Source organism: Roseicitreum antarcticum (genome assembly GCF_014681765.1).
Taxonomy (GTDB): domain Bacteria; phylum Pseudomonadota; class Alphaproteobacteria; order Rhodobacterales; family Rhodobacteraceae; genus Roseicitreum; species Roseicitreum antarcticum.
The window spans coordinates 3,188,004-3,211,974 of the sequence record NZ_CP061498.1; the positions used below are offsets into that span (position 1 = coordinate 3,188,004).

Consider the following 23,971-nt stretch of genomic DNA (forward strand, 5'->3'; position numbering starts at 1 on the left):
CCATAACCCAAGACCGGCGGAGCCAACCGTCAGGCCTGAATAAATCGATCTGAAAAGGAAACTGTTATATATGTGCGCTAAAGCAACCATGGAAGAATTCGAAGCCCTCCTGAACGAGAGCTTGGAGATGGACACGCCGGCCGAAGGGTCAGTGGTCAAAGGCAAGGTTATCGCGATCGAAGCGGGCCAGGCCATCATCGATGTCGGCTACAAGATGGAAGGCCGCATCGATCTTAAAGAATTCGCAAACCCGGGCGAAGCGGCCGATATTTCGGTCGGTGATGAGGTCGAGGTGTTCCTTGACCGCGTCGAGAACGCAAAGGGCGAGGCTGTCATCAGCCGCGAGAAAGCCCGCCGCGAAGCCGCTTGGGACCGTCTGGAAAAAGCCTATGCCGACGAAGCGCGCGTTGAAGGCGCGATCTTTGGCCGTGTCAAAGGCGGGTTCACCGTGGATCTGGGCGGCGCAGTTGCCTTCCTGCCCGGCAGCCAGGTCGACGTGCGCCCCGTGCGCGACGCAGGCCCGCTGATGGGGCTGAAACAGCCTTTCCAGATCCTGAAAATGGACCGTCGTCGGGGCAACATCGTTGTGTCACGCCGCGCAATCCTGGAAGAATCGCGTGCCGAACAGCGCGCCGAAGTCATCGCCAACCTGACCGAAGGTCAGATCGTCGATGGTGTGGTCAAGAACATCACCGAATACGGTGCGTTCGTTGATCTGGGCGGCGTTGATGGTCTGCTGCACGTCACCGACATGGCATGGCGCCGGGTAAACCACCCGTCCGAAATCCTGTCGATCGGCGAGACCATGAAAGTTCAGGTCATCAAGATCAACAAGGATACCCACCGCATCAGCCTTGGCATCAAGCAGCTTCAGGCCGATCCGTGGGATTCGGTCGAAACTTCCTATGCGCTGGGTACCGTGCATGCGGGCCGCGTGACCAACATCACCGATTACGGCGCATTTGTTGAGCTGGAGCCTGGTGTCGAAGGTCTGGTCCACGTCTCGGAGATGTCCTGGACCAAGAAGAACGTGCATCCCGGCAAGATCGTTTCGACCAGCCAGGAAGTTCAGGTCATGGTTCTGGAAATCGACAGCGCCAAGCGTCGCGTGTCGCTGGGTCTGAAACAGACCATGCGCAACCCGTGGGAAGTCTTTGCTGAAACCCATCCCGCCGGCACCCAGATTGAAGGTGAGATCAAGAACATCACCGAATTCGGTCTGTTCGTCGGTCTGGAAGGCGACATCGATGGCATGGTTCACCTGTCCGATCTGTCATGGGACCAGCGTGGCGAAGAGGCCATTCAGGACTTCCGCAAGGGCGACACCGTGACTGCGGCCGTCCTGGAAGTCGATGTCGAGAAAGAGCGGATTTCCCTGTCCATCAAGGCGCTGGAAAACGACAACTTCTCGGATGCCGTTGACGGCATCAAGCGCGGCTCGGTCGTGACGGTCGCTGTCACCGCGATCGAGGATGGCGGTATTGAAGTGGAATACAACGGCGCCAAGTCGTTCATCCGCCGCTCCGATCTGGCCCGCGACCGTGCGGACCAGCGCCCCGAGCGCTTCCAGGTCGGCGACAAGGTCGATGCGCGCATCACCAATGTCGACGCGAAAACCCGCCGTCTGGGCCTGTCGATCAAGGCGCGCGAGATCGCCGAAGAGAAAGAGGCCGTCGAGCAGTTCGGTTCCTCGGACGCCGGTGCATCGCTGGGCGACATCCTGGGCGCAGCTCTGAAAGACCGCAGCTGATCTGTAGCGCTTCGACGCAATAAAGAAGGTCAGCAACGGCCCCGCGGTTTCGCGGGGCCGTTTTCTTTTGCCGAATCGCGCGGACGGGGGAGGGCAGGATCAGACGTCGCACCACCCCGCAGGCGCGGATGGCGGGCCTGTAGTGCCGCATCTTAAAGGCGCGCAGCAGAGGATTGTCGCCGGGCGCGGCGGCAATCCGCCCGATTGACTGTGGATTGCGCTTTGTGTCGCTGGCAATTCCCCCTATACTATCGCATAAATGGTGTATTCGAGGTGCCGACAACAAAGGAGGGCGGGATGATCCGTTCTGAATTGATTCAGAAGCTTGCGGAGGAAAACCCGCATTTGTTTCAACGGGATGTCGAGCGGATCGTGAACACCGTCTTTGAGGAAGTCATCGAGGCGATGGCGCGCGGTGACCGGGTCGAGCTCCGGGGCTTTGGCGCGTTTTCGGTCAAGCATCGGGATGCGCGCGTTGGCCGCAACCCACGGACTGGCGAATCGGTCGAAGTCGACCATAAGTATGTGCCATTCTTCAAGGCGGGCAAACAGCTGCGCGACCGCCTTAACGACCAATAGTACCGAAGGGCCCAATGAAATATATTCGCTACGCTTTCTGGACCTTGCTTGCGCTGGCATTCGTGATTGTCGCGCTGGCCAACCGCAACGTGGTCACGGTGTCATTGCTGCCGCAGGGGCTGGGCGATCTGATCGGGTTCAACATCAGCCTTACCATGCCACTGTTTCTCATTCTTGGGGGGGCTATTGCGACCGGGTTGCTGTTGGGGCTGGTCTGGGAATGGCTGCGCGAACGCGGCTATCGCAAAGACGCGACCGCTGCCCGGGCCGAGGCTGACAATCTGAAAACCCAAATCACCCGCGAACGCGCCTCGGGCGTACCGGTGGTACAGCGCGATGATGACGTTCTGGCGCTGGTGGATGGCCCCAACGTGTCTCGCTGACGCCCATGGTACCATCTGCACGGGTGAAAATCTGCGGGCTGACCCGTCCGTCTGACATGCGCGCCGCAGTCGAAGCAGGCGCCGGATATGTCGGGCTGGTATTCTTTGAAAAATCGCCCCGGCACCTCGCTCTGGACACAGCGCGCGAGGTGGCACTTGCCGCCGCTGACGGTGTGGCGAAGGTGGCGCTGACGGTGAATGCGACCGACGCGCAACTGGACGCAATTTGTGTTGCTGTCCCGCTCGACATCTTGCAACTGCATGGTTCGGAATCGCCCGCACGCGTCGCTGCGGTGCAGGCGCGCTATGGGTTGCCGGTGATGAAAGCCGTGGGCGTTGCCGGGGCAGAGGATCTTGCCACCCTTGAAACCTATGCCACGGTGGCTGACATGCTGTTGGTGGATGCCAAGCCGCCGAAGAATGGTGCGTTGCCCGGCGGCAACGGCCTGACCTTCGACTGGCGGTTGATCGCGGGCCGACAATGGTCGCGGCCATGGATGCTGGCGGGGGGCTTGACGGCTGTCAACGTCGCAATGGCCATGGAAATGACGGGCGCCCGGCAGGTGGATGTGTCCTCTGGCGTTGAGCGCGCGCCGGGGGTAAAAGACCCCGATAAAATGCAGGCGTTCGTCGACGCCGCGAAAGGAAACGTGCCATGCCCGAAGACCTGATCAACTCTTTCATGACCGGCCCGGATGAGAACGGCCGCTTCGGCCAATTCGGCGGGCGCTTCGTGTCGGAAACCCTGATGCCGCTGATCCTGGAGTTGGAAGCCGAGTATGAGCGGGCGAAGACCGATGACAGCTTCTGGGCGCAGATGGACGACCTGTGGAAACACTACGTCGGCCGCCCCTCGCCACTGTATTTCGCCGAACGGCTGACCGAACATTGCGGCGGCGCGAAGATCTATCTGAAGCGCGATGAACTGAACCACACCGGCGCGCATAAGATCAACAACGTGCTGGGTCAGATTCTGCTTGCGATGCGGATGGGCAAGACCCGGATCATTGCCGAAACCGGCGCTGGCCAGCATGGCGTTGCAACGGCCACCGTTTGTGCGCGGTTCGGCCTGAAATGTGTTGTCTACATGGGCGCGCATGATGTCGAACGGCAGGCGCCCAATGTGTTCCGCATGAAATTGCTGGGCGCGACGGTTGTCCCCGTGACCAGCGGGCGTGGCACGCTGAAAGATGCAATGAACGACGCGCTGCGCGACTGGGTAACCAACGTGCGCGACACATTCTATTGCATCGGCACGGTGGCCGGTCCGCATCCGTACCCTGCCATGGTCCGCGATTTTCAAAGCATTATCGGCAAGGAAACCCGCGAACAGATGATGGAGCGTGAGGGCCGCCTGCCCGACACGCTGATCGCCGCGATCGGCGGCGGGTCGAACGCCATGGGGCTTTTCTATCCTTTCCTCGACGACAAGTCGGTGAATATCATCGGGGTCGAGGCGGGCGGCAAGGGCGTTAATGAAAAGATGGAGCATTGCGCCTCGCTGACAGGCGGCCGTCCCGGCGTGTTGCATGGCAACCGTACCTATCTGCTGCAAGATGATGATGGTCAGATCCTGGAGGGGTTCAGCATCTCGGCTGGTCTCGACTACCCCGGGATCGGCCCGGAACACGCCTGGCTGCATGATATCGGTCGCGCGCAATATGTGGCGATCACCGATGTTGAGGCGCTGGAGGCGTTCCAGACCTGTTGCGCGCTGGAAGGCATCATTCCCGCGCTGGAACCCAGCCACGCGCTGGCCCACGTGCTGAAGATCGCGCCGGACCTGCCCTCTGACCACTTGCTGGTGATGAACATGTGCGGGCGCGGCGACAAGGATATCTATACTGTCGCCAAAGCGCTTGGGTTTGAGTTGTAGCATGGCGCATAACTATGACGCTCAGCGACGCGAAACTTTTGAGACTTTTGACAGCGCCCCCCCCGGGTGGGTCCCAGAAAGCGCCGTGGTCGATTTTCTGTTCTTCGTTGAAGAACTGGATGCCAACTGGGACGCGTTCGAAAAAGCGCTGCGCGCCAAGGGCTTCCGCACCATTCGCGATGACGATGGCGAGACCCTGATCGCCAGTTTCGGCCCCATCGCGGTCACGGCGGCATCGGTCTGGGCGCAGGAGGAAATCTCCACCCGGATTGCGTTGGCGCATGACTTTTACCCCGATGGCTGGGATCTGGGGCTCGCCGACGCGGAGTGATCCTGGGCGCGTCGCCAAATCCGGGTCCATACGCGGACGCCACCGCCAGAAGCGGCGCGTTGCAAGTCAGGTCGCGAATGCGATCACCCGGGTCCGTCCCGCCGCACGCGGCGCCAACCCACCCGGCAATGCCCGTCCCCGCCGATGGCCCATTGCCCCACCCTTGAGGACCATCATGTCCAAAAGCCGTTTCCAGACGATCACCCATGTCGCAACCGATCTTGCGGTGCGGTCGGTGCTGGGGCTTGCGAAGCTGTTGCCTTATCGCTGGCGGGTGCCGTTGGTGGGCTGGTTCGTCGCGCGGGTCTTCGGCCCGCTGGCAGGGTGGCCGCGCCGGGTGCGCAACAATCTGGCCCATGTCATGCCCGATCTGCCCGAGGCCGAGGTGAATCGCCTGACCCGCGCGGTGCCCGACAATGTGGGCCGTACCTTGATGGAGATCTATTCGGGGCACGAGTTCATCCGCCATGCCGCCTCGAACCCGGTGCGCGGCCCCGGTCTTGCTGCGCTGCAACAGGCGCGGGCAGACGGGCGGGCGGTCATTCTGGTCACCGCACATATGGGCAATTACGATGCAGTGCGCGCACATCTGGTGGCTGCGGGCTATCCCATGGGCGCGCTATACCGGCGCATGACCAACCCATATTTTAACAAACACTACGTCCGCGCCATTTCCACCATCGGCACGCCGATGTTTAAGCAGGGTCGCCGGGGCATGATGCAACTGGTCAAGCATCTGCGCGGGGGCGGCACCCTTGGGATACTGACAGACTTGGCCGCGATGGATGGTGCGTTGATCCCGTTTCTTGGGCGCCCTGCCTGGACCTCGCTGGTAACGGCGGAAATGGCGCTGAAATACGATGCGGTGCTGATTCCGGCGTTCGCGCTGCGCGATGCCTCGGGCCTTGGCTTCGACATCCAGCTTCAGGAACCTATCCCGCATACCGATCCGATGGCCATGACGATCGCCATCAACGAACGGGTCGAGGCTTTGGTGCGCGCGCATCCGGAGCAATGGTTCTGGGTGCATCGGCGCTGGAAGGGGCCGCACCGCAGCAGCGCTTGAACGCGGGCGACGGATGGCCCATAACCTGAGCATCCAGATTGACCCGGAAGGCATGATGTCGTGAAAACCGTGATTGTGATCCCTGCGCGCTATGCCTCGACCCGGTATCCCGGCAAGCCTTTGGTGGAATTGCGCGGCCCCGATGGCATCAGTCGCACGCTGATCCGCCGCAGCTGGGATGCGGCTCAACTGGTCCCGGGGGTAGAGGGCGTGTATGTCGCCACGGATGACGACCGTATCCGCGCCCATGCCGAGGGCTTTGGGGCGCAGGTGATCATGACCTCCGAGGCGTGCGAGAATGGCACCATGCGCTGCGCCGAGGCGATGGAGAATGCCGGGCTGGATGCGGATCTGATCATCAATCTGCAAGGCGATGCACCCCTGACCCCGCCGTGGTTCGTCTTCGCGCTAATGGAGGCGATGGCCACGGACCGTTCGGCACAGATGGCGACGCCGGTGATCCGGGTTGATGCCCAGACCTATGCGAATTTCCGCGCCGACCGCGCGGCGGGCCGCGTGGGCGGCACTACGGCGGTGTTCGGGGCGGCTATGCAGGCGCTCTATTTCTCGAAAGAGGTCATTCCCTATCTGCCCGATGGCACACCGCCGCCGCTGCCGGTGTTCCACCATGTCGGCGTCTATGCCTATCGTCCCGCTGCGCTGCGGGCCTATCGCAACTGGCAGGCAGGCCCGCTGGAACTGAATGAGGGGCTGGAGCAACTGCGCTTCCTGGAGAACGGCACGCCGATCCTGTGCGTCGAGGTCGAGGCGCAGGGACGCGTGTTCTGGGAGCTTAACAACCCCATCGACGTTGGCCGTATCGAGGCCGTGCTGAAAGGCAAACCATGACCGTGTCCAAGATCACCGATACCCGCCGCGTTGCCATCGCCGATTTTCAGGTGGGGGGCGCGCTGCCCTTTGGCCTGATCTCGGGGCCGTGTCAGTTGGAATCCCTGGACCACGCGCGGATGATCGCCGAAGGGCTGGCGCAGGCATGTGCCCCCACGGGCACACGCTTCGTGTTCAAGGCAAGCTATGACAAGGCTAACCGCTCCAGCCTTGGGGCAGAGCGCGGGGTAGGGATCGACGCGGGGCTGGAAATACTCGGCCGCATCCGGGAAGAATTCGGCTGTCCGGTCCTGACCGATGTGCATGCCGCCGATCAATGCGCCCGTGCGGCCGAGGTGGTCGATATCTTGCAAATCCCCGCCTTTCTGTGCCGCCAGACGGACCTCTTGTTCGCCGCAGGCGAGACCGGGCGGGTCATCAACATCAAGAAGGGGCAGTTTCTGGCGCCCTGGGACATGGCCAATGTTGCGGCGAAGGTCGCGAGCACCGGGAATGAGAATATTTTGCTGTGCGAACGGGGTACGTCGTTTGGCTATAACACGCTGGTCACAGATTTTCGCGGCCTGCCGACCATGGCGGCCAGCGGCTATCCGGTAGTGTTCGACGCGACGCATTCGGTGCAGCAACCCGGCGGCCTTGGTAGCAGCAGCGGCGGGCAGCGGGAATTCGCGCCGGTTCTGGCGCGGGCCGCCTGCGCGGTGGGGGTCAGCATGGTGTTTATCGAGACGCATGAAGACCCGGACCGCGCGCCCTCGGACGGACCAAACATGATCCCGCTGGACCAGATGCAGGGGCTGATCAGTGATCTGTCGGCGTTTGACCGGCTGACCAAGGGGCAGATGATCCGCTGAGGCTTCGCTGTCGCGATAGGGCAGGCGCATAGCCAGACAGGCAGCGCGGGTCACCTGCGGCCACGCCATTGGCGCAGGCTTTTCCAACCGCATTCCGGGAATGACTGCAGCGCGCGTTTACGCGCGCGGACTGCGTTTATGCATGCGTGATCGCCCAATGTCTTGAACCAGGGTCTATTTCCGACCTGTCGGACCCGCGCGGCACGCCATTGGCCCCGACGATGGCTCGGTGGTTCGAAGGGGCGTTGCCGTCAGGGATGCTTTCGCCCTGCCGCAACGCCCAGTTTTCAGAAGCTCAGCGAGATGTCGCGGTGTTGAGACAGGCAGCGTGCCACGCTCAGCGCGGTGTTGCGTTCCAGCCGTTGCTGTTCGCGTAGGCCCAAGGTGTGGCGGGTTTCTGCTTCCAGCGCGGCAAGGGCGGGCAGGGCGGTCGGTTGCGCCTGCATGCGCCACGCGGCCTCGGCCTGCGCTACGGACAGCGCTTGCGGCGCAAGTTCCATCGCCGCTTCCGGCGATGCCCGCCGTCCGCTGATCGCCCCGCGCAGATCGCTCAGCGCGCTGCGTAGGGTTTCGCCGCCGGCCTGCGCGGATGCCTGGCTTTCCAGCGCGCGCAGCGCGTCGGCCAGCACCTCGGGGTCTTCGCCCGTGCCGACCCTGGCGACCAATGCCTCCACCTCGGGAATCAGGGCTTCGAATTCACCGGCAGCGGCGATTTCGGCAGCGGTGTCGCGGATCGCCATGTAGGATTGTTCGGCAGCCGACCGGAAGGCGCGGCGGGCATCCTGCTCCGCCCGGTTCAATGCCTGAAACGCGTCTTCGGCGGCCTCCCATCCTTCGGGGATCGTGGCACGGATCGCAGCGATTTCCTGGGTCAGTGCCTCGATGCGCGCGGTCAGCCGCGCGCGGGTCTGGTCTGCTGCGGGTGTTTCGGCCCGGGTGCGGGTGCGTTGCAGGTCCAGTGCTTCGGCCTGACGCTGCAACCGATCCACTTCTCGCCTGATCGCACGGACCTCCTGATGCTGCGGGCGATAGGCGGGCGATGCCGCAGCGATGTCGTCGCTTGTCGCCTCAAATGTGGCCAGCAGCGGGAAGCTCTCGTCATAGCCTGCCAGCGCGCGCGCGATGTCGCGCTGCCGACCCTGTGGCAGCATCGCCAGATCCACCGCAGCCACATCGGCCATCAGCGCGCGTACGGCGACTTCCTGCGCGGGGATCTGGTCAGCCAGAAGTTGTTCGACGCAGTATTGCAGACGCGGGTTGCGCGGCGGCGGGGCGTTTTCTGACAGCAGTGAGATGCGTGCGGGCAGATAGTTCACCAGCGGCGGCACATAGCCCACGATGACCAGCGCGCCCAGTTGCATGAGGATGAAGGGGATCACGCCCTTATACATGCTGAGCGTCTTGACCGATTTGTCCGCCACACCGCGCAAGTAGAACAGCGCAAAACCGAAGGGCGGTGTGAGGAACGAGGTCTGGATGTTCAGCCCGATCATCACGCCGAGCCAGATCGCGGTCACGTTCGCCTCGGGGTTCATCAAAAGGATCGGGGCGACGATGGGCACGACGACGATGGCGATCTCGATAAAATCGAGGAAGAAGCCCAGAAGGAAGATCACCGCCATGATGATGATGAACTGCCCCCAGAAGCCACCCGGCAGGCCGGTCAGGTAATCCTTCACTAGATGTTCACCGCCAAACCCGCGGAATGCGGAAATCAGCATCGCTGCGCCCAGAAGGATGATGAACACCAGCGCCGAGGTCTTTGCGGTTTCCAACATCACGGCGCGCAGCGTTTCATCGACGCGGTAGGTGCGCAATGTGCTCCATCCAAGCGCCAGCAGCAGGGCGGCGACCACGGCGACTGCCATGTAGACGCCGACATGATCGCCCGAGGTTTCCAGCTGACGCACGTTCAGGTTATAGGCATTTCCCAGCGCCCAGATCGCTGCCAGCGACACGATGGAAATCGCCACCGGCCAGTATTTGCGCGCGCCGCCATGCAGCTTGTAGCCCGCCATGACAGTGGCGCCTGCCGCGCCTACAGCGCCAGCCTGCGTTACCGTCGCGACCCCGCTGATAATGGAGCCGAGGACCAGCACGATGAGCAACAGCGGCGGCACGATGGCAAAGATCACGTCGATCCAGAACTGACGATCCATCCGTCCCTCGATCGGGACTGACGGGGCGTTTTGAGGCCGCAGCAGCGCATAGCACAGGATATACACGATATACATCCCAACCAGGACCAGCCCGGGAATCAGCGCGCCCATGAACATGTCCCCCGCCGAGGTAGGCACGACTGCCAGCTCTGACGGCATGGAAAATTCGCCCGTCGCCTCGCGGTATTCCGCCAGCCGCATCTGGCCCGCCTGATCGACTGCGCTGGACAATTGATCGGCCAGAATGATCAGCACGATGGAGGGGGGGATGATCTGGCCAAGCGTACCGGATGCCAGCACTGTGCCGGTGGCCAGCGACTGACTGTAGTTGTTGCGCATCATGGCTGGCAGCGAGATCAGCCCCATCGCCACCACGGTCGCGCCGACGATCCCCGTGGTCGCGGCCAGAAGCGCGCCCACCACCACGACGGAAATACCAAGCCCGCCGGGCAGCCCGCCGAAAAGCTTCGCCATGGTGACCAGCAACTCCTCAGCGATCTTGGAGCGTTGCAGCATGATCCCCATGAAGACGAACAGCGGAATCGCGATCAACGTGTCGCGGTCGGCCTCCCAGTAGACCCCGCGGAAGTTCGTCACCCCCGCGCTCAGCCATTCGGTCGCGGTACCATTGGCGAAATAGGCGCTGGAGTCGCCCGCAAAGATCAGGCCCGACCCGGCGGCAAGGCCGATGGTCAGAATGGCCGACCCGGGCAGGGCGAATGCTACCGGGAAACCGATGCCCAAGGTAAACATCATCATCAGGACCAGAACGGCCAGAAACACGACTTCCATAGAGTGCTCTTATCCTGCCACGAAGGCTGTCTGAGGGGTGGTGTCCGGCTCATCGCGCCAATCGGCGGCGGCCTTCAACACATAGGCGGCGAACTGGAACAACATTGTCATGGCGAAAATCGCCAGAAACACCGCCATCCAGTATTTTGTCATCATGCCATAGGTCTGTTGGCCCTGTTCATAGCGCAGCACCGGGCCGATGATGGGGCTGGCGCTGGTCGGCGTGCCAAGGATCAGAATGGTCCACATCATCACCATGCCAAGGACGACTGAGCCTATGCCATTTACCACGGCCTTGGCCCGGCGCGACATGCCCGCAAACAGCACATCGACGCGGACATGCCCTTCCTCGATCAGCGTGAAGGCTGATGCGAAAAGGAAGAGGCCCGCGTACCACATCCGCACCAGATCGGATACGAATGCCTGCTCATAAGAGAAGATGAAGCGGCCCAGCACGATCACCAGTTGGACGACAACGACGAGGAGCGCGAGCCAGATGAACCCCAGCCCCCGCGTTACCAGTCCCAGCAGAAGGCCAAGTGCGGCCAGCGGCATGTGCACATAGGGCCCGCGCCACTGTGCCTGGCCCAGTTGAGTTTCGAGGTCAGGGCTGACAAACAGCGGCAGCAGCCCCTCGATCCGCAGGAAAGAGATGGTGACATCCACGACGCCCAGCAGCAAGACGATGAAGAAGGCGGAACGTGCGAGGTAAGTCACCAACCCGCTGATCCGCGCGCTGTCGTTGCGCAGCGATCCGGCCTGGCCGCGCAGCGCCAGCATCACGGCAACAACTGCCGCCACGACATAGCCTGCCGCCGCCGCCAGCCCGCCACCACCGTGAAAGATGCTGCGGGCCGCAGGCAGGTTTTGCCAGTGGATCAGCCAGTTTTCGAACATGAAAGCGGTAGCGATGGTGACCGTGCCCCAAGCAAAAAGCCGCAGCGCAAGGGCCGTCATGTCGCGCGCGGGCGCGGCGGGGTCAGTCATTATGGTATCCACCCTGCAGGACTGGACGCGCTATTTTGAATTTTGTTGGCGCGCGCCCGGTCGAAATGTGTCGCGGGCGCGCATCACTGCGCGCCCCTTCGTCGTAATGGAAGCAATGCCCCGGAGGGCCTTATTCCATACCCAGAACGCGGTTGCGCTCGGTCAGGTAGGGGACGTCTGCGATGTTCATCCAGCCGCCGACCTGCGCACGCGCCACCTCGAAGCTTTCGTGCATGCGGTTGGCAAGGTCGGAATGCTGGCGCAACTCGTCGAACGTGGCTTCTGCCGCGTCGCCGAAGGCATCGTAGATGTCTTCGTTAAAGCGGCGCAGTTGCACGCCATGGTCGCGGATCAGACGGTCCAGATAGATCCCGTTGTTCGCGTTGAACTCAGACAACATCTTGTCGTTTTCTTCGCTGCAGGCCGCTTCGATCGCGGCTTGCTGCCAGGCGGGCAGGCCGGTCAGCCAGGACTTGTTGAAGCCCATGGACAGCGCCGAGCCGGGTTCGTGCACGCCGGGCCAGTAGTAGAAGCGCGCTGCCTGATGCAGGTTGAGGAAATAGTCGTTCCATGGACCGACCCATTCGGTGGCGTCGATCGCGCCCGAGGTCAGGCTTTCGAAGATCTGGCCTCCGGGCAGTGATACGACCGACACGCCCATGTTCGTCATCATGTCGCCGCCGATACCCGGGATGCGCATGCGCAGGCCCCGGAAGTCATCGGCGCTGTTCATTTCCTTGTTGAACCAGCCACCCATCTGAACGCCGGTGTTGCCCGCCAGGAAACCCTTGATGTTGTAATCGTCGCCCAGTTCGTCCCACAGTTGCTGCCCGCCCATGTGGTGCATCCAGGCGTTCTGCTCCAGCGAGGTCAGGCCGAAGGGCACAGCGCAGACGTAGCACCAGGCCGGGTGCAGGCCTTTCCAGTAGTAATCTGCGGCGTGATAGGCCTGCGCATTGCCGGCCGACACTTCGTCGAACACGTCGAATGCGCCGACGCGTTCGCCCGCAGCATAGTATTCCGTTGCAATGGCGCCGTCGGTCAGTTCCGTGATCCGCGCGGCCAGACGTTCCGCGCCGGTCCCCAGACCGGGCAGGCCGCGTGGCCAGGTGGAAACGATCACGCAGCTGGTGCTGCTTTGGGCAATCGCAGGTGCGGCAAGCGTGGATGCGGCAGCTGCAGTGCCCCCCAGTGCCGACGTGCGCAGAAATGAGCGACGATCCATAGTCTTCCTCCCAAGGTGTTTTTATGGTCCATCCAGTCGTAGACGGATGGGCGAGTTTAAGCACAGCCGCTTTAACCTGAAAACCCTGTTTAGGTGTCTGACGTTGCGTGCAGCGCAAGTTTCGGCAAGCGCCGCGTTCCCCCTTGGGGGGCTTTGTTCCCCTCCGCTGGTCGGCGCCGTCAGGGCCGGGTTATCGGGCCGGCGCGGAGTTGCGCGTATTGATCCAGTTCGCGCTGAAAATGATGACCGCACCCGCGAAGACCCAAGGGTCCAGTGCCTCGGCATAGACCCAGACACCGACCAGCGCGATGATCGGCAGGCGCGCGAATTCCATTGGGGCGACCGTGGTGGCGGGGGCCACGCTCAGTGCCGTGGTCAGGCAGAAATGCGCCGTCAGCCCGGTGATGCCCACGACGAAAAGCCAGGGCACCACTTCGGTCGAGGGCCAGGTGAAGCCGCCCAGCGTCGACAGGATCAGCCCGAAAAGCGCTTGAAGCAATGTCATCCAGAAGAGCACGCACAGCACAGCGTCATGACGCATGATGCGTTTGGTCAGCATGATGTTCATGGCAAAGCCGACGGCGGCCAGCATCCCCGCGATATGCCCGCTGTTGATTGGCTGAAGCCCGGGTTGCGCCACCAGAAGCACGCCTGCGAATCCCAGCATCGCCGCCCCCAGCTTGCGGCGGGTCAGCCGTTCGGCCAGCACCAGTGGCGACAGCAGTGCCACCCAGATCGGCGAGGTGAATTCAATCGCGACCAGTTGCGACAAGGGGATCATCATGATGCCGTAGAACCACAGGTTCTGCCCGGCAAAGTGGAACACGTTGCGGGTCAGGTGCAGCGCGGGGTTGGTCGGGCGGATGATCTGCCAGCGCTGCCCGGGCAGGGCGTTGCGAAACCTCGGATGGGTGACGATCAGCGCGATCACGATCCAAAAGCCGATGACAGAGCGCCAGAACATCAGCTCGAAACTGTTCAGCTCGATCTGGATGGCGCGGCCGGCGATGGTCATGAAGACGAAGGACGCAATCGCGCCCCCCATCCACAATGCTGCTTTCAGTGGCTGCGCCGGAGCTTCGATGTGGACTGTGTTTTTTGGGGTGATGCCTGTCTGGGCGGTGCCGGGGACGATACGGTCGCGTTCTGACATATCTGGTCTCCCCGGCGTGGTAATGCGTTGGTGGCCCATGTGCACCAACACCGCGAATGCGGCGTCATGGCAGCGGCGGGTGAGAGTGATGGAGCGGGTGAAGGGAATCGAACCCTCGTATTCAGCTTGGGAAGCTGCTGCTCTACCATTGAGCTACACCCGCATCGGAAGTTGGATAGCCGCGCCCGGCCCCGGCGTCAAGCCTGTCGCTGACGTCGGGGCCGGGTGGGGCGTTGCCCTGCAGAGGTGCTGCCGGGCGGTCGGCATGCGATTCTCAGAACGGGATTTCGTCATCCATATCGGACGGGCCGGAATAGCCGCCTTGATCTCGTCCGCCACGCGATCCAGCGCCGCCTGCTGCCCCGCCCCCAGAGCCGCCGCCGCCAGCATAGGGATCGCCGCCGCGCATGTCGCCGCCGCCGCCGCCCGCGCCGTCGTTGCGGCCGTCCAGCATCGTCAGTTCCGAACGGAAGGGCCGCAGCACGACTTCGGTCGAATAGCGGTCAGCGCCCGACTGGTCCTGCCACTTGCGGGTTTCCAGCTGCCCCTCGATATAGACCTTGGAGCCTTTGCGCAGGTATTGCTCGGCTACGCGCACCAGCGGCTCGGCAAAGATCGCGACTGAATGCCATTCAGTTTTCTCGCGATTCTCGCCAGTGGCCTTGTCGCGCCAGCGTTCGGATGTGGCAATCCGCAGGTTGCAGACCTTGCCGCCATTGGGAAAATTCCGCACTTCGGGATCGCGCCCGAGGTTGCCGATCAGGATGACTTTGTTAACTGAACCTGCCATTTCGTGTCCTTCGCGAATCTGCACTGATTTCTCCGATTACACCAGACGCGCGCGCTTTACACGGGGGTGCTTGGGCGGGCGGGCATGGTTTGTCATGGGCTGCGTGGGAAATTGCTGGAAAACAAGCGTGGTCATAGGGTAATGTGCATCGCAACAAGCGGGCGGAATGGAAGTTGTTCACGATGACACAGGTTTTCCGGGCAATGATATTTCTCGCGACGCTGTGTGCGGTATTTGGTGCGGGCGGCGCGCAGGCGCAGGGGCTGGATCTGCGCGCGTCCTCCAGTTCGTCGCGCGGTGATCTTTTCCGCAGTCAGGCGCGGCTGCTGGATGGTCGGCTGTCCGAGCAATATTCTGGCTCTGTCAGGCTGCTGCCTGACTCAGCGGTTCCCGCTGCACCCGCAATTCCACGCTATACCGGCCCCTACACGGGGGCGCATCTGGCGACGGCTCGCGCTGCCGCTCGCCGTCATGGCATCCCTGAGGATTTGTTCCTGCGCCTTGTGCATCAGGAGAGCCGGTGGAACACCGGGGCAGTATCGGTCAAGGGGGCGATCGGGCTGGCGCAACTGATGCCTGACACGGCGCGTCTGCTGGCGGTCGATCCGACTGATCCGGGCCAGAACCTGGACGGTGGCGCGCGCTACCTGCGGATGATGTACGACAGGTTTGGCAACTGGCGGCTGGCGCTTGCAGCCTATAACGCGGGTCCTGGCGCGGTCGAGCAGCATGGCGGGGTGCCCCCATTTGCCGAGACCACGCAATATGTGCAGATTATCCTGGGCACGGGCTGAGGTGGACGCGCGCGGTATTCGGACCAAGCGTGCTTGACAGGCCTTAGTAGCGCGGGATCAGTGGTTGATGCGGCTGGGTTTTGCGGAACGCGGTCGGCGTTGTGCCGGTGTTATGCTGGAACATCCGCGTGAAATAGCCGGGTGTCGAGAATCCGAGCGAGTGTGCGACATCCTTCACCGGATGCGCGGTCTCGGTCAGCAGACGCCGCGCCTCATAGACGATGCGGTCCTGAAGCAGCGCATGCGCCGTGCGCCCTGAGGTGGCCTTGCACACCCGGGACAGATGCGTGGGCGTGATCCCCAAGGCTGCTGCATAATCGGCAACGGTGGAATTGGTGCGGAAATCGCGCTCCAACAGGCTGGCATATCGCGCTGATAGCCGCTGTGCGCAATCGGCGGAACGGTCCAGCGAGGCGGGCGTGGCATCATGCGCGCCGATCTGGCGTTCCAGCCATACCTCCAGCAGACCCAGATGATGGCGGGCGGCGCGGACCGACCCGGCGCGACCGCTGTCGGCCTCGCGCTGGATGTTTTCCAGAATGCCTGTGATCTCTTTCTGAGGGCCGCTTTCGCGGATCCGCAAATGTACCGGCGCGGAGGGAAGGTCGGGGCTGTGGTCGCTCCCGAAGAACACAGCAGTACCATGGGCGCGCAGTCCGACCTCGAACCCGTGCAGCGTGCCGGGCGGAATATAGATGGCGTTGTGCGTGCCATAGCCGCGTGTGGTGCCCGCGACGGTGATCCGCCCCTGACCCGAGGTGAACCACAGGAAAACCGGCTCGCGCAGGGCGCGCATCGATTCAACCCGCCATTTGCCGCCCACGGCCAGACGAGCAATTGGGGTAATGCGCAGGCGCGAAGGGGTTTCTGGAATGTGTTTCATGAGCCTCTGCCTGCCGCCGCTTTGTGGCAACACTAAGGGCCGCGCGCGCCCGGCCAAAGAAAAATCGCCAAAGGCCGGGTCGCCTACGCATGGACGGGCCCTGCGTTGCCGGAAAGTGACAGCGCGTCCCCCGACCGCCGCGTTTGCAACGGAATCAACAATTATGAAGTTTTACCAGATAGTTATGGTTCATTCACAAAAACGGTCGTCCATGTACCCATCCGGTTGCGGAACCAGGTGCGCTGCCGCTTGGCATACTGCCGCGTGGCAAGTTTCGCGGCTTCGACCGCATCAGACAACGATATCTGGTGTTGCAGATGCGCGGTTAGCTCCGGCGCACCTATGGCCCGCGCCCAAGGGGCCGATTGCTGCCAGAACGGCAGGTTTTTGCGCACTTCGTCCAGCGCGCCGCCTTGGACCATCGCCTCCAGCCGCGAATCGACTCGCGGCGACAACCAGTCCGGCGGAGCGGCCATCACATATGCGGTGCAGGCTTGCAGCGGCACGAGAGGCGGGGCCGTGTCATCTTGCCAACTGGCCAGCCCGCGCCCCGTGGTCTTCCAGACCTCCCATGCCCGCTGGATTCGGGCGGGGTTCTGCGTATCGATGCGGGCGCGGGTGTCGGGGTCCAGTGCGGCCAGCATCGCTGCGCCCCCGCCCGATGCCAGAAGGCCATCGGCATCAGCCCGCACCCCGGGTGGTGTGGGCGGAATATCGGCCAGCCCCCGGGTCAGCGCGCTGAAATAGAGCCCCGTGCCACCCACGATGACCGGATTGGAATGCCGGGCCAGCACATCTGCGACCTCGCGCAGCCAGTGCCCGACTGAATAGGCCGTGCTGCGGTCGATATGTCCATAGAGCAGATGCGGTACCGCATCGGTATCGCGGATCGGGGGGCGCGCTGTCAGGACGTGCCAGCAGTCATAAACCTGCAGCGCATCGGCATTCACGATCACCCGGCCCTGCGCCCGCGCCCATGCCATCGCCAGCGTGGACTTGCCCGACGCAGTCGGCCCGGCCAGCAAGACAGGGCGGGCCGGATCGGGCAGCGATTGGGCATCGGTCAGGTGCATGGCGATTGGGGAGCCTTTCGGGCAGTTTGCCGGTTGAACACCCCCCGCTTTTCCGACATTTTACCGGCGATGAAAACAGCACATTCCGCCCAAGCCCGCGCGCGCGGTGTGGCGGGTCATGTCGCCATGCCCCGAAAGGCCCTCCGATGCCCAATCCCGTTTTGCCTGCCACTTACCGCCGCGTGATGCTGAAGATCTCGGGCGAGGCGTTGATGGGGGATCAAGGCTATGGGCTGCACCCGCCCACTGTTGCCCGCATCGCCGCCGAGGTGAAATCGGTCCATGATCTCGGCGTCGAAATCTGCATGGTCATTGGCGGAGGCAACGTATTTCGCGGGCTGCAAGGCAGCGCGCAAGGGATGGAGCGGACGACGGCGGATTACATGGGCATGCTGGCCACGGTGATGAACGCGCTTGCGATGCAATCGGCGCTGGAGGCGCTTGATATCCATACCCGCGTGATAAGCGCCATCCGTATGGATGAAGTGGCCGAGCCCTACATCCGCCGCCGCGCCGTGCGCCACCTGGAGAAGAAGCGGGTCTGCATCTTTGCTGCCGGGACCGGCAACCCCTACTTCACCACCGATACCGCCGCGACGCTGCGTGCAAGCGAAATGGCCTGCGAAGCGATCTTCAAGGGCACCAAGGTGGATGGCGTCTATGACAAGGACCCCCAGAAGCATGACGATGCCAAACATTACGAGCGCATCACCTATGATGAGGTGTTGCAGCAACATCTGGGCGTGATGGACGCCAGCGCCATCGCGTTGGCGCGTGAAAACCATTTGCCGATCATCGTGTTCAGTCTTGACGAACCGGGTGGCTTCTGCGGCATCCTGCGCGGCGAGGGGACATATACCCGCGTCAGCGACTGAGGCCACGCCGGTATTGTCCGATCTGCCTTCCGGGTCTCGACTTCTTGCTAGGCGGTGGGCTATAGAACTTGCCAATGGGCGCGGCCTCGCGCGCCGGAATGAATGAGTTGCACGATGTCAGAAGAAATCGAAATCGACATAGACGATCTGGAGCGCCGGATGGATGGTGCCATGGCAGCGCTGCGGACAGAATTTGCTTCTCTGCGCACGGGTCGCGCCTCGGCCTCGATGATCGAACCGGTGATGGTCGATGCCTATGGTCAGCCGACACCGATCAACCAAGTGGGTACGGTGAACGTCCCCGAGCCGCGCATGGTCACGATCAATGTGTGGGACAAGTCGTTGGTCAACAAGGTGGAAAAGGCGATCCGCGATTCCGGTCTGGGCATCAACCCGCAGATGAACGGCACGATCATCATGCTGCCGATCCCTGAACTGAACGAGGAACGCCGTCGCGAACTGACCAAGGTCGCCGCGCAATATGCCGAAGCTGCCCGGGTTGCGGTCCGCAACGTGCGTCGTGACGGCATGGACCAGTTGAAGAAAGCCAAGACCGCCGGAATGAGCGAAGACGAGCAAAAGCTCTGGTCGGACGAGATCCAGAACCTGACAGACAAGCATATTTCGCTGGTCGACAAGCAACTGGAAGGCAAACAAGCCGAGATCATGCAGGTCTGACGCCGCAATTCCTCTAATTTTCAGGGCGTTTTTGATTTGACCGGCCAAAACCCTTCCGACCCATCCCAGTTGCATGTTGCCGTCATTATGGACGGTAACGGCCGCTGGGCCACGCAACGGGGCTGGCCGCGTCTGGTCGGCCACCGCAAGGGCGCCGAGCGGGTGCGCGAACTGGTCGCGGCCTGCCCCGGCCTTGGCATCACGCATTTGACGCTCTATGCCTTTTCGACCGAGAACTGGAAGCGTTCGACCGAAGAAGTGCTGGGTCTGATGTCGCTTTTCGGCCGCTACATCCGGCGAGAGGCGCGGCGGATGGATTCTGAGGGCGTGCGGATGCGCATCATCGGTGACCGAAGCCGGATTGACCCGAAGCTGCAGCGCCTGTTCAGTTGGATCGAGGCCGAGACCCGCCACAACACCAGCGTGCAACTGACCGTCGCCATCAACTACGGCGGGCGCAACGAGATCATGCGCGCCAGTCGGACGCTCGCGCTTGCCGTGGCGCGTGGCGAGGTACGGGCCGAGACGCTGAACGAATCTTCGATCGGGGCCTATCTGGACACGCATGACCTGCCCGACCCCGATCTGATCGTGCGCACCAGCGGCGAAAGCCGTACCTCGAATTTCCTGCTGTGGCAGGGCGCTTATGCAGAGTATGAATTCACCCCGATCCTGTGGCCCGATTTCACCCCCGACAGCATGGCCGAGATTTTGGCGCGCTTCGGGCAGCGTGACCGCCGGTTCGGCGGGCTGACATGACGGGACGCGGCGCGCGCTTTGCCGATCTGATGCCGCGCTTTCTGTCCGCTGTTGTCATGCTGGCGGTGGGCGCGGCTGCGGTATGGTTCGGCGCACCGGTCTTCGACCTGCTGGTGGCTGCATTGTCGGGGGCGATGGTCTGGGAACTTTCTCGCATGCTCGACCCCGCTGCACCCGGCGGCAAGACCGAGGCCACAGGGGTGACAGCGGCGGTGGCGGTCTATGTCTTCGCAAACTCGCTGAGCGGTTTGTGGTCGCTGGCGGCCCTTGCGGCGGCGGTGGTTCTGTTGACCTGGCGCATGCCTACGCGGCGTGGGATCTATGCCGGCTATCTGGGCATGATCTTGTTTGCGGCCTTCGGGCTGATCCTCCTGAGGTCCGGGTACGGGATACCTTGGGTGTTGTGGCTGGTGTGCCTGGTCGTTGGCTCGGACGTGGCGGGGTATTTTGCGGGCCGGGTGATCGGCGGGCCAAAGCTGTGGCCCCGGGTCAGTCCGAAGAAGACATGGTCAGGAACCATTGCCGGGTGGCTGATGGCGCTGCCGATTGGCTGGATCTTCATGGGGTCACTGGGCATGGGGCCCGGGCTTTTGCTGGTTTCGGTGCTGATCGCCACGGCGGGGCAGGTGGGCGATGTGGCCGAATCCGCGATCAAGCGGGTGGCGGGGGTCAAGGACAGCTCTAACTTGATTCCCGGCCATGGCGGCGTGATGGATCGTTTCGACGCGATGGTCGCGGCAGCCTTCGTGTTCCTGATCCTCGACGCGTTGGGGGTCCTGGTTCTGATTTCGGGGGCAGTGTGATGCGGCGGGTGTCGGTATTTGGCGCGACCGGGTCGGTCGGCGAAAACACGTTCGATCTCCTGGTCGGGCGCGATGATCTGCACACGGTCGCGCTGACTGGCGGGCGCAATGTCACGCGACTGGCCGAACAAGCGCGCGCCTTGCGCGCCGAGGTCGCGGTGACTGCCCATGATGAATGCTACAGTGACCTGAAGGCGGCGCTGGCGGGCAGCGGTGTTGCGGTGGCGGCCGGGCCCGGCGCGTTGCTGGACGCCGCCGCGATGCCCGCCGATTGGGTCATGTCGGCCATCGTTGGCGCGGCCGGGCTGGCACCGGGATTCCGCGCATTGGCGCAGGGCGCGACACTGGCCTTGGCCAACAAGGAATCGCTGGTCACCGCAGGCCCGCTTCTGATGGCCGAGGCCGCACGGCATGGCGCCACGATCCTGCCGGTGGACAGCGAACATTCCGCGATCTTCCAGGCCTTGACGGGCGAGGATATTGCCGCGGTCGAGCGTATCATCATCACGGCCAGCGGCGGACCGTTCCGCACCTGGCCGCGCGAGAAACTGGCCGCGGCCACGCCGGTTCAGGCGGTTGCACATCCCAACTGGACCATGGGTCAGCGGATCTCCATCGACAGTGCCACGCTGTTCAACAAGGCGCTGGAGGTGATTGAGACGCGGGAATTCTTCGGTGTCAATCCCGATCAGATCGAGGTCTTGGTGCATCCTCAATCCACCATCCACGCGCTGGTGGGGTTCAACGACGGCGCGCTCATGGCGCATCTGGGCGCGCCGGACATGCGCCATGCGATTGGTTATGCGCTGCACTGGCCCGAGCGGCGCGTGCTGCCAGTGGCGCGGCTGGATCTGGCTGCGATGGGCCAACTGACCTTCGAGGCACCGGACCCCGACCGCTTTCCCGCTCTGCGCCTGGCCCGGGAGGTGATGGCGACCGGCGGGCATGCCGGCGCGGCCTTCAACGCCGCAAAAGAAGTCGCACTGGATCACTTTATTGCGGGGCGCATCGGGTTTCTGGAGATGGCGACCCTTGTCGAACGCGTTCTGGACGTGCTTTCGCCGCAATCTGGCTTACATGCTGAGGTAGGTTCGCTTGAAGGTGTGCTTGCCATGGACGCCTTCGCGCGTCAAACAGCGGAAGACCTTGTGCGGAAGGGTCTGTAACCGGCAGGGCCATGCGCAGTCGGATGCAGGCAGCATTAATGAGTCGCCCCATTGTAGGAGCATCTTTTGGATATTGTGGGACTGATCCCGTCTTTCGGCAATGTGTTCTTTACGATTGCGATGTTCGTCATCGCGATCCTGGTGATCGTGACAGTGCATGAATTCGGCCATTACATCGTGGGTCGCTGGTCGGGCATTCATGCCGAGGTGTTCAGCATCGGCTTTGGCCCGGTTCTGGCCGCGCGCGTGGACCGGCACGGCACGAAGTGGCAGCTGGCCGCCCTGCCTTTCGGTGGATACGTCAAGTTTCTGGGCGATGCCGACGCAGCATCGGGTAAGGATGTGGCGGCGCTGAGCGCGCTGGATGCAAAGCGCCGCCGCGCCAGTATGCATGGTGCGCCGCTCTGGGCGCGTGCGCTGACGGTGGCTGCCGGGCCGGTGTTCAACTTCATCTTCGCGGTGCTGGTCTTTGCTACTTTCATGATGTGGCGCGGCGTGGCGGTGGATACGCCGGTCGTAGGCCAGATCACGCCTCTGCCCAACGTGGTGAACGAGCTGCAGATGGGCGATCTGATCACGGCGGTTGATGGGCGGGAAACCTCTGACCTGGAGGCGTTTTACAACACGATTGAAGACGTTCCGCCCGCGCCGGTGGTGACCTATGATGTCATGCGCGACGGGCAGGCACTACAGGTACAGGGCCCCTATCCACAGCCGCCGCTGGCGGGGTCGATCTCGTTGCAATCGGCGGCGCGTGACGCGGGCATGCAGCCCGGCGATGTCATCGTATCGGTAGATGGCACGCCGCTGTCGGCCTTCAGCGAATTGCGCGACATGGTAGCGGCATCGGGCGGCAGCACGTTGGACCTCGAAGTCTGGCGCGATGGCACGGTACTGGACCTGGCGCTGACCCCGCGCAGCACCGACCTTCCCATGGCGGGCGGCGGTTTCGAGACACGCTGGCTGATTGGCCTGACCTCGGGCTCGATCTTTGAACATCCGACCCGGATGCCCGGGGTCGTCGAGGCATCGCAGGCCGCCGTGTCGCAGACATGGGAGATCATGCGCACCAGCCTTGAGGGGCTGTATTACATGGTTACCGGCATGATCAGCACCTGCAATATCTCTGGTCCCATTGGCATTGCCGAAACCTCGGCGGCGATGGCCAGCGACGGGGTAGCCGATTTCATCTGGTTTCTGGCGGTGCTTTCTGTGGCTGTCGGGCTGATGAACCTGTTTCCGATCCCCGTGCTGGACGGTGGACACCTGGTGTTCCATGCGTGGGAGGCCGTGACCGGCAAGCCGCCGTCGGACGGCGCCATGCGGATCTTCATGACCGTCGGCCTGACGATACTGATCTCGGTGATGCTGTTCGCCATCACCAACGACCTGTTCTGCCCCTGAGCCGATGGCAACGACGGTGCGACCCGTGCCGCCAGTGCAGGGGTCGTGGCGCATCAGGGCCAGGGCATGGTGTCGCTGGTACGTTGCCGCCCAAACAGGAGCGGCATAACCGCGACGCTTGATGTGCCCCGCAATCCGAACATTTGCCACAGCTTTGCCATATTCCCGCCCCAGATTATGCCGATTCCCACTGTAGCGAGGTTGGGAAGGAGTATCTGATATGCTGGCAATTCTGGAACGTGACACCCGTGCGCTGCGGCTGCTGGTCAACCTGAACTGGGACCGCATCATGTTTGCGTTGATCGTGCTGACCAACTTGACCGTCGTGGCATGGGTTTTGTCGCAACTGGCGGCCGCCCAGCCAGCGCTGGAATATCCGACGTATTACTGACCCCATTGCTGCGCGCCTGCGTCGACAGATTGCAGGGCGGGGCTATGATGCCGCGTGGCGCGTTTTGGGGCGGCCGGTGCAGTCGCGTGCGCTGATTGTGTCGTCATGTGAGCATTGCGTGGGGTCGTTCCTACACCGCGCAGATATGGCAAGGTGCCCGCTGGGCGTTCTTGCTTGAGTGGGCTCCCCTCCGGAACGAAAAACCTCTGGCAGCGTCGCGGGTAGGGTAGGTTCGGTTTTTGCCTGCAATCGCATCGCGCGCTGACCTGACTTGTGCCCCTTGGAGTCGGCAAAAATCCGCTCCCGCAAGCGTGCGTCATGACTTACTTTTCCGTGCAACAAGTGACAAAGTCG

General features: G+C 62.9%; 24 protein-coding genes and 1 tRNA gene. 17 read left to right on the plus strand and 8 right to left on the minus strand.

Annotation, left to right across the window (positions count from 1 at the left end; all coding sequences use genetic code 11):
• The first annotated feature begins 70 nt into the window (after positions 1–70).
• The 9 genes from rpsA (at position 71) to kdsA (ending at position 7,685) form a co-directional block, all read left to right on the plus strand.
• Positions 71–1,750 (plus strand): 30S ribosomal protein S1, encoded by a 1,680-nt coding sequence (rpsA, locus tag H9529_RS15160; RefSeq protein WP_092886577.1) that lies wholly within the window; start codon positions 71–73, stop codon positions 1,748–1,750.
• A gap of 297 nt (positions 1,751–2,047) precedes the next feature.
• Positions 2,048–2,329: an integration host factor subunit beta gene (gene ihfB, locus H9529_RS15165; protein WP_092886579.1), complete on the plus strand. Its 282-nt coding sequence runs from the start codon at positions 2,048–2,050 to the stop codon at positions 2,327–2,329.
• A 14-nt stretch (positions 2,330–2,343) separates the two neighbouring features.
• Entirely contained in the window at positions 2,344–2,712 is a 369-nt protein-coding gene (locus tag H9529_RS15170; RefSeq protein WP_092886581.1) for a LapA family protein, read from the plus strand.
• Between the two features lie 5 nt (positions 2,713–2,717).
• The gene (locus H9529_RS15175; RefSeq protein ID WP_092886583.1) at positions 2,718–3,383 is read left to right on the plus strand and encodes a phosphoribosylanthranilate isomerase; all 666 of its coding nucleotides are present in this window, start codon (positions 2,718–2,720) and stop codon (positions 3,381–3,383) included.
• Positions 3,368–4,588, plus strand: coding sequence for a tryptophan synthase subunit beta (trpB, locus tag H9529_RS15180; RefSeq protein ID WP_092886585.1), 1,221 nt, complete (start codon positions 3,368–3,370; stop codon positions 4,586–4,588). Before H9529_RS15175 ends, trpB begins: the two co-directional genes overlap by 16 nt.
• An 85-nt stretch (positions 4,589–4,673) precedes the next feature.
• Positions 4,674–4,919 (plus strand): hypothetical protein, encoded by a 246-nt coding sequence (locus H9529_RS15185; protein WP_143033476.1) that lies wholly within the window; start codon positions 4,674–4,676, stop codon positions 4,917–4,919.
• Between the two features lie 175 nt (positions 4,920–5,094).
• A complete protein-coding gene (locus H9529_RS15190; RefSeq protein WP_092886589.1) occupies positions 5,095–5,985 on the plus strand; it encodes a lysophospholipid acyltransferase family protein in 891 nt (296 codons plus the stop codon).
• 60 nt (positions 5,986–6,045) lie between these two features.
• Complete coding sequence (locus H9529_RS15195; protein WP_092886591.1) at positions 6,046–6,834, plus strand: 3-deoxy-manno-octulosonate cytidylyltransferase; 789 nt, start codon at positions 6,046–6,048, stop codon at positions 6,832–6,834.
• Positions 6,831–7,685: a 3-deoxy-8-phosphooctulonate synthase gene (gene kdsA / locus H9529_RS15200; RefSeq protein ID WP_092886593.1), complete on the plus strand. Its 855-nt coding sequence runs from the start codon at positions 6,831–6,833 to the stop codon at positions 7,683–7,685. Before H9529_RS15195 ends, kdsA begins: the two co-directional genes overlap by 4 nt.
• Positions 7,686–7,972: 287 nt before the next feature.
• Here the strand turns inward: kdsA and H9529_RS15205 are convergent, their stop codons facing one another.
• The 6 genes from H9529_RS15205 to ssb form a co-directional block, all read right to left on the minus strand.
• The gene (locus H9529_RS15205) at positions 7,973–10,636 is read right to left on the minus strand and encodes a TRAP transporter large permease subunit (RefSeq protein WP_092886595.1); all 2,664 of its coding nucleotides are present in this window, start codon (positions 10,634–10,636) and stop codon (positions 7,973–7,975) included.
• Between the two features lie 9 nt (positions 10,637–10,645).
• Positions 10,646–11,623, minus strand: coding sequence for a TRAP transporter small permease subunit (locus H9529_RS15210; protein WP_092886597.1), 978 nt, complete (start codon positions 11,621–11,623; stop codon positions 10,646–10,648).
• A gap of 130 nt (positions 11,624–11,753) precedes the next feature.
• On the minus strand, positions 11,754–12,848 hold the full coding sequence (locus H9529_RS15215) for a TRAP transporter substrate-binding protein (protein ID WP_092886599.1): 1,095 nt from the start codon (positions 12,846–12,848) through the stop codon (positions 11,754–11,756).
• Positions 12,849–13,038: 190 nt separating this feature from the next.
• The gene (locus tag H9529_RS15220) at positions 13,039–14,001 is read right to left on the minus strand and encodes a DMT family transporter (RefSeq protein WP_092886601.1); all 963 of its coding nucleotides are present in this window, start codon (positions 13,999–14,001) and stop codon (positions 13,039–13,041) included.
• A gap of 89 nt (positions 14,002–14,090) precedes the next feature.
• Positions 14,091–14,164, minus strand: a tRNA-Gly gene (locus tag H9529_RS15225).
• 111 nt (positions 14,165–14,275) lie between these two features.
• The gene (gene ssb, locus H9529_RS15230) at positions 14,276–14,791 is read right to left on the minus strand and encodes a single-stranded DNA-binding protein (protein ID WP_092886603.1); all 516 of its coding nucleotides are present in this window, start codon (positions 14,789–14,791) and stop codon (positions 14,276–14,278) included.
• 182 nt (positions 14,792–14,973) lie between these two features.
• Between ssb and H9529_RS15235 the strand changes: the two genes are divergently transcribed.
• The gene (locus tag H9529_RS15235; protein ID WP_223814203.1) at positions 14,974–15,585 is read left to right on the plus strand and encodes a lytic transglycosylase domain-containing protein; all 612 of its coding nucleotides are present in this window, start codon (positions 14,974–14,976) and stop codon (positions 15,583–15,585) included.
• Between the two features lie 43 nt (positions 15,586–15,628).
• Here H9529_RS15235 and H9529_RS15240 read toward each other — a convergent pair whose 3' ends face one another.
• Positions 15,629–16,468, minus strand: a complete 840-nt coding sequence (locus H9529_RS15240; RefSeq protein ID WP_092886605.1) for a helix-turn-helix domain-containing protein — start codon at positions 16,466–16,468, stop codon at positions 15,629–15,631.
• A 182-nt stretch (positions 16,469–16,650) separates the two neighbouring features.
• A complete protein-coding gene (gene miaA / locus H9529_RS15245; RefSeq protein ID WP_092886607.1) occupies positions 16,651–17,541 on the minus strand; it encodes a tRNA (adenosine(37)-N6)-dimethylallyltransferase MiaA in 891 nt (296 codons plus the stop codon).
• A gap of 146 nt (positions 17,542–17,687) precedes the next feature.
• On the opposite strand from miaA, the gene pyrH reads away from it, so the two are divergent.
• The 7 genes from pyrH to H9529_RS15280 all read left to right on the plus strand — a co-directional run bounded on the left by pyrH (position 17,688) and on the right by H9529_RS15280 (position 23,617).
• The gene (pyrH, locus tag H9529_RS15250; protein WP_092886609.1) at positions 17,688–18,416 is read left to right on the plus strand and encodes a UMP kinase; all 729 of its coding nucleotides are present in this window, start codon (positions 17,688–17,690) and stop codon (positions 18,414–18,416) included.
• Positions 18,417–18,530: 114 nt separating this feature from the next.
• The gene (frr, locus tag H9529_RS15255; protein WP_092886611.1) at positions 18,531–19,094 is read left to right on the plus strand and encodes a ribosome recycling factor; all 564 of its coding nucleotides are present in this window, start codon (positions 18,531–18,533) and stop codon (positions 19,092–19,094) included.
• An 87-nt stretch (positions 19,095–19,181) separates the two neighbouring features.
• Positions 19,182–19,853 carry a polyprenyl diphosphate synthase gene (gene uppS / locus H9529_RS15260; protein WP_092886613.1) on the plus strand — a complete coding sequence of 224 codons (672 nt, stop codon included), beginning with the start codon at positions 19,182–19,184 and terminating at the stop codon, positions 19,851–19,853.
• Positions 19,850–20,656 carry a phosphatidate cytidylyltransferase gene (locus H9529_RS15265; RefSeq protein ID WP_092886615.1) on the plus strand — a complete coding sequence of 269 codons (807 nt, stop codon included), beginning with the start codon at positions 19,850–19,852 and terminating at the stop codon, positions 20,654–20,656. The genes uppS and H9529_RS15265 overlap by 4 nt, the downstream gene beginning before the upstream one ends.
• Positions 20,656–21,822 (plus strand): 1-deoxy-D-xylulose-5-phosphate reductoisomerase, encoded by a 1,167-nt coding sequence (gene dxr / locus H9529_RS15270; RefSeq protein WP_092886617.1) that lies wholly within the window; start codon positions 20,656–20,658, stop codon positions 21,820–21,822. Before H9529_RS15265 ends, dxr begins: the two co-directional genes overlap by 1 nt.
• A gap of 66 nt (positions 21,823–21,888) precedes the next feature.
• Entirely contained in the window at positions 21,889–23,226 is a 1,338-nt protein-coding gene (rseP, locus tag H9529_RS15275; protein ID WP_092886618.1) for an RIP metalloprotease RseP, read from the plus strand.
• A gap of 220 nt (positions 23,227–23,446) precedes the next feature.
• Complete coding sequence (locus H9529_RS15280; protein WP_176846943.1) at positions 23,447–23,617, plus strand: hypothetical protein; 171 nt, start codon at positions 23,447–23,449, stop codon at positions 23,615–23,617.
• Positions 23,618–23,971 lie beyond the last annotated feature (354 nt).

Coding starts and splice junctions, on each gene's coding strand:
- rpsA (WP_092886577.1), top strand. CDS start 71: ATGTGCGCTAAAGCAACCATGGAAGAATTCGAAGCCCTCCTGAACGAG.
- ihfB (WP_092886579.1), top strand. CDS start 2,048: ATGATCCGTTCTGAATTGATTCAGAAGCTTGCGGAGGAAAACCCGCAT.
- H9529_RS15170 (WP_092886581.1), top strand. CDS start 2,344: ATGAAATATATTCGCTACGCTTTCTGGACCTTGCTTGCGCTGGCATTC.
- H9529_RS15175 (WP_092886583.1), top strand. CDS start 2,718: ATGGTACCATCTGCACGGGTGAAAATCTGCGGGCTGACCCGTCCGTCT.
- trpB (WP_092886585.1), top strand. CDS start 3,368: ATGCCCGAAGACCTGATCAACTCTTTCATGACCGGCCCGGATGAGAAC.
- H9529_RS15190 (WP_092886589.1), top strand. CDS start 5,095: ATGTCCAAAAGCCGTTTCCAGACGATCACCCATGTCGCAACCGATCTT.
- kdsA (WP_092886593.1), top strand. CDS start 6,831: ATGACCGTGTCCAAGATCACCGATACCCGCCGCGTTGCCATCGCCGAT.
- H9529_RS15205 (WP_092886595.1), bottom strand. CDS start 10,636: ATGGAAGTCGTGTTTCTGGCCGTTCTGGTCCTGATGATGATGTTTACC.
- H9529_RS15210 (WP_092886597.1), bottom strand. CDS start 11,623: ATGACTGACCCCGCCGCGCCCGCGCGCGACATGACGGCCCTTGCGCTG.
- H9529_RS15215 (WP_092886599.1), bottom strand. CDS start 12,848: ATGGATCGTCGCTCATTTCTGCGCACGTCGGCACTGGGGGGCACTGCA.
- H9529_RS15220 (WP_092886601.1), bottom strand. CDS start 14,001: ATGTCAGAACGCGACCGTATCGTCCCCGGCACCGCCCAGACAGGCATC.
- ssb (WP_092886603.1), bottom strand. CDS start 14,791: ATGGCAGGTTCAGTTAACAAAGTCATCCTGATCGGCAACCTCGGGCGC.
- H9529_RS15235 (WP_223814203.1), top strand. CDS start 14,974: ATGACACAGGTTTTCCGGGCAATGATATTTCTCGCGACGCTGTGTGCG.
- H9529_RS15240 (WP_092886605.1), bottom strand. CDS start 16,468: ATGAAACACATTCCAGAAACCCCTTCGCGCCTGCGCATTACCCCAATT.
- miaA (WP_092886607.1), bottom strand. CDS start 17,541: ATGCACCTGACCGATGCCCAATCGCTGCCCGATCCGGCCCGCCCTGTC.
- pyrH (WP_092886609.1), top strand. CDS start 17,688: ATGCCCAATCCCGTTTTGCCTGCCACTTACCGCCGCGTGATGCTGAAG.
- frr (WP_092886611.1), top strand. CDS start 18,531: ATGTCAGAAGAAATCGAAATCGACATAGACGATCTGGAGCGCCGGATG.
- uppS (WP_092886613.1), top strand. CDS start 19,182: ATGGACGGTAACGGCCGCTGGGCCACGCAACGGGGCTGGCCGCGTCTG.
- H9529_RS15265 (WP_092886615.1), top strand. CDS start 19,850: ATGACGGGACGCGGCGCGCGCTTTGCCGATCTGATGCCGCGCTTTCTG.
- dxr (WP_092886617.1), top strand. CDS start 20,656: ATGCGGCGGGTGTCGGTATTTGGCGCGACCGGGTCGGTCGGCGAAAAC.
- H9529_RS15280 (WP_176846943.1), top strand. CDS start 23,447: ATGCTGGCAATTCTGGAACGTGACACCCGTGCGCTGCGGCTGCTGGTC.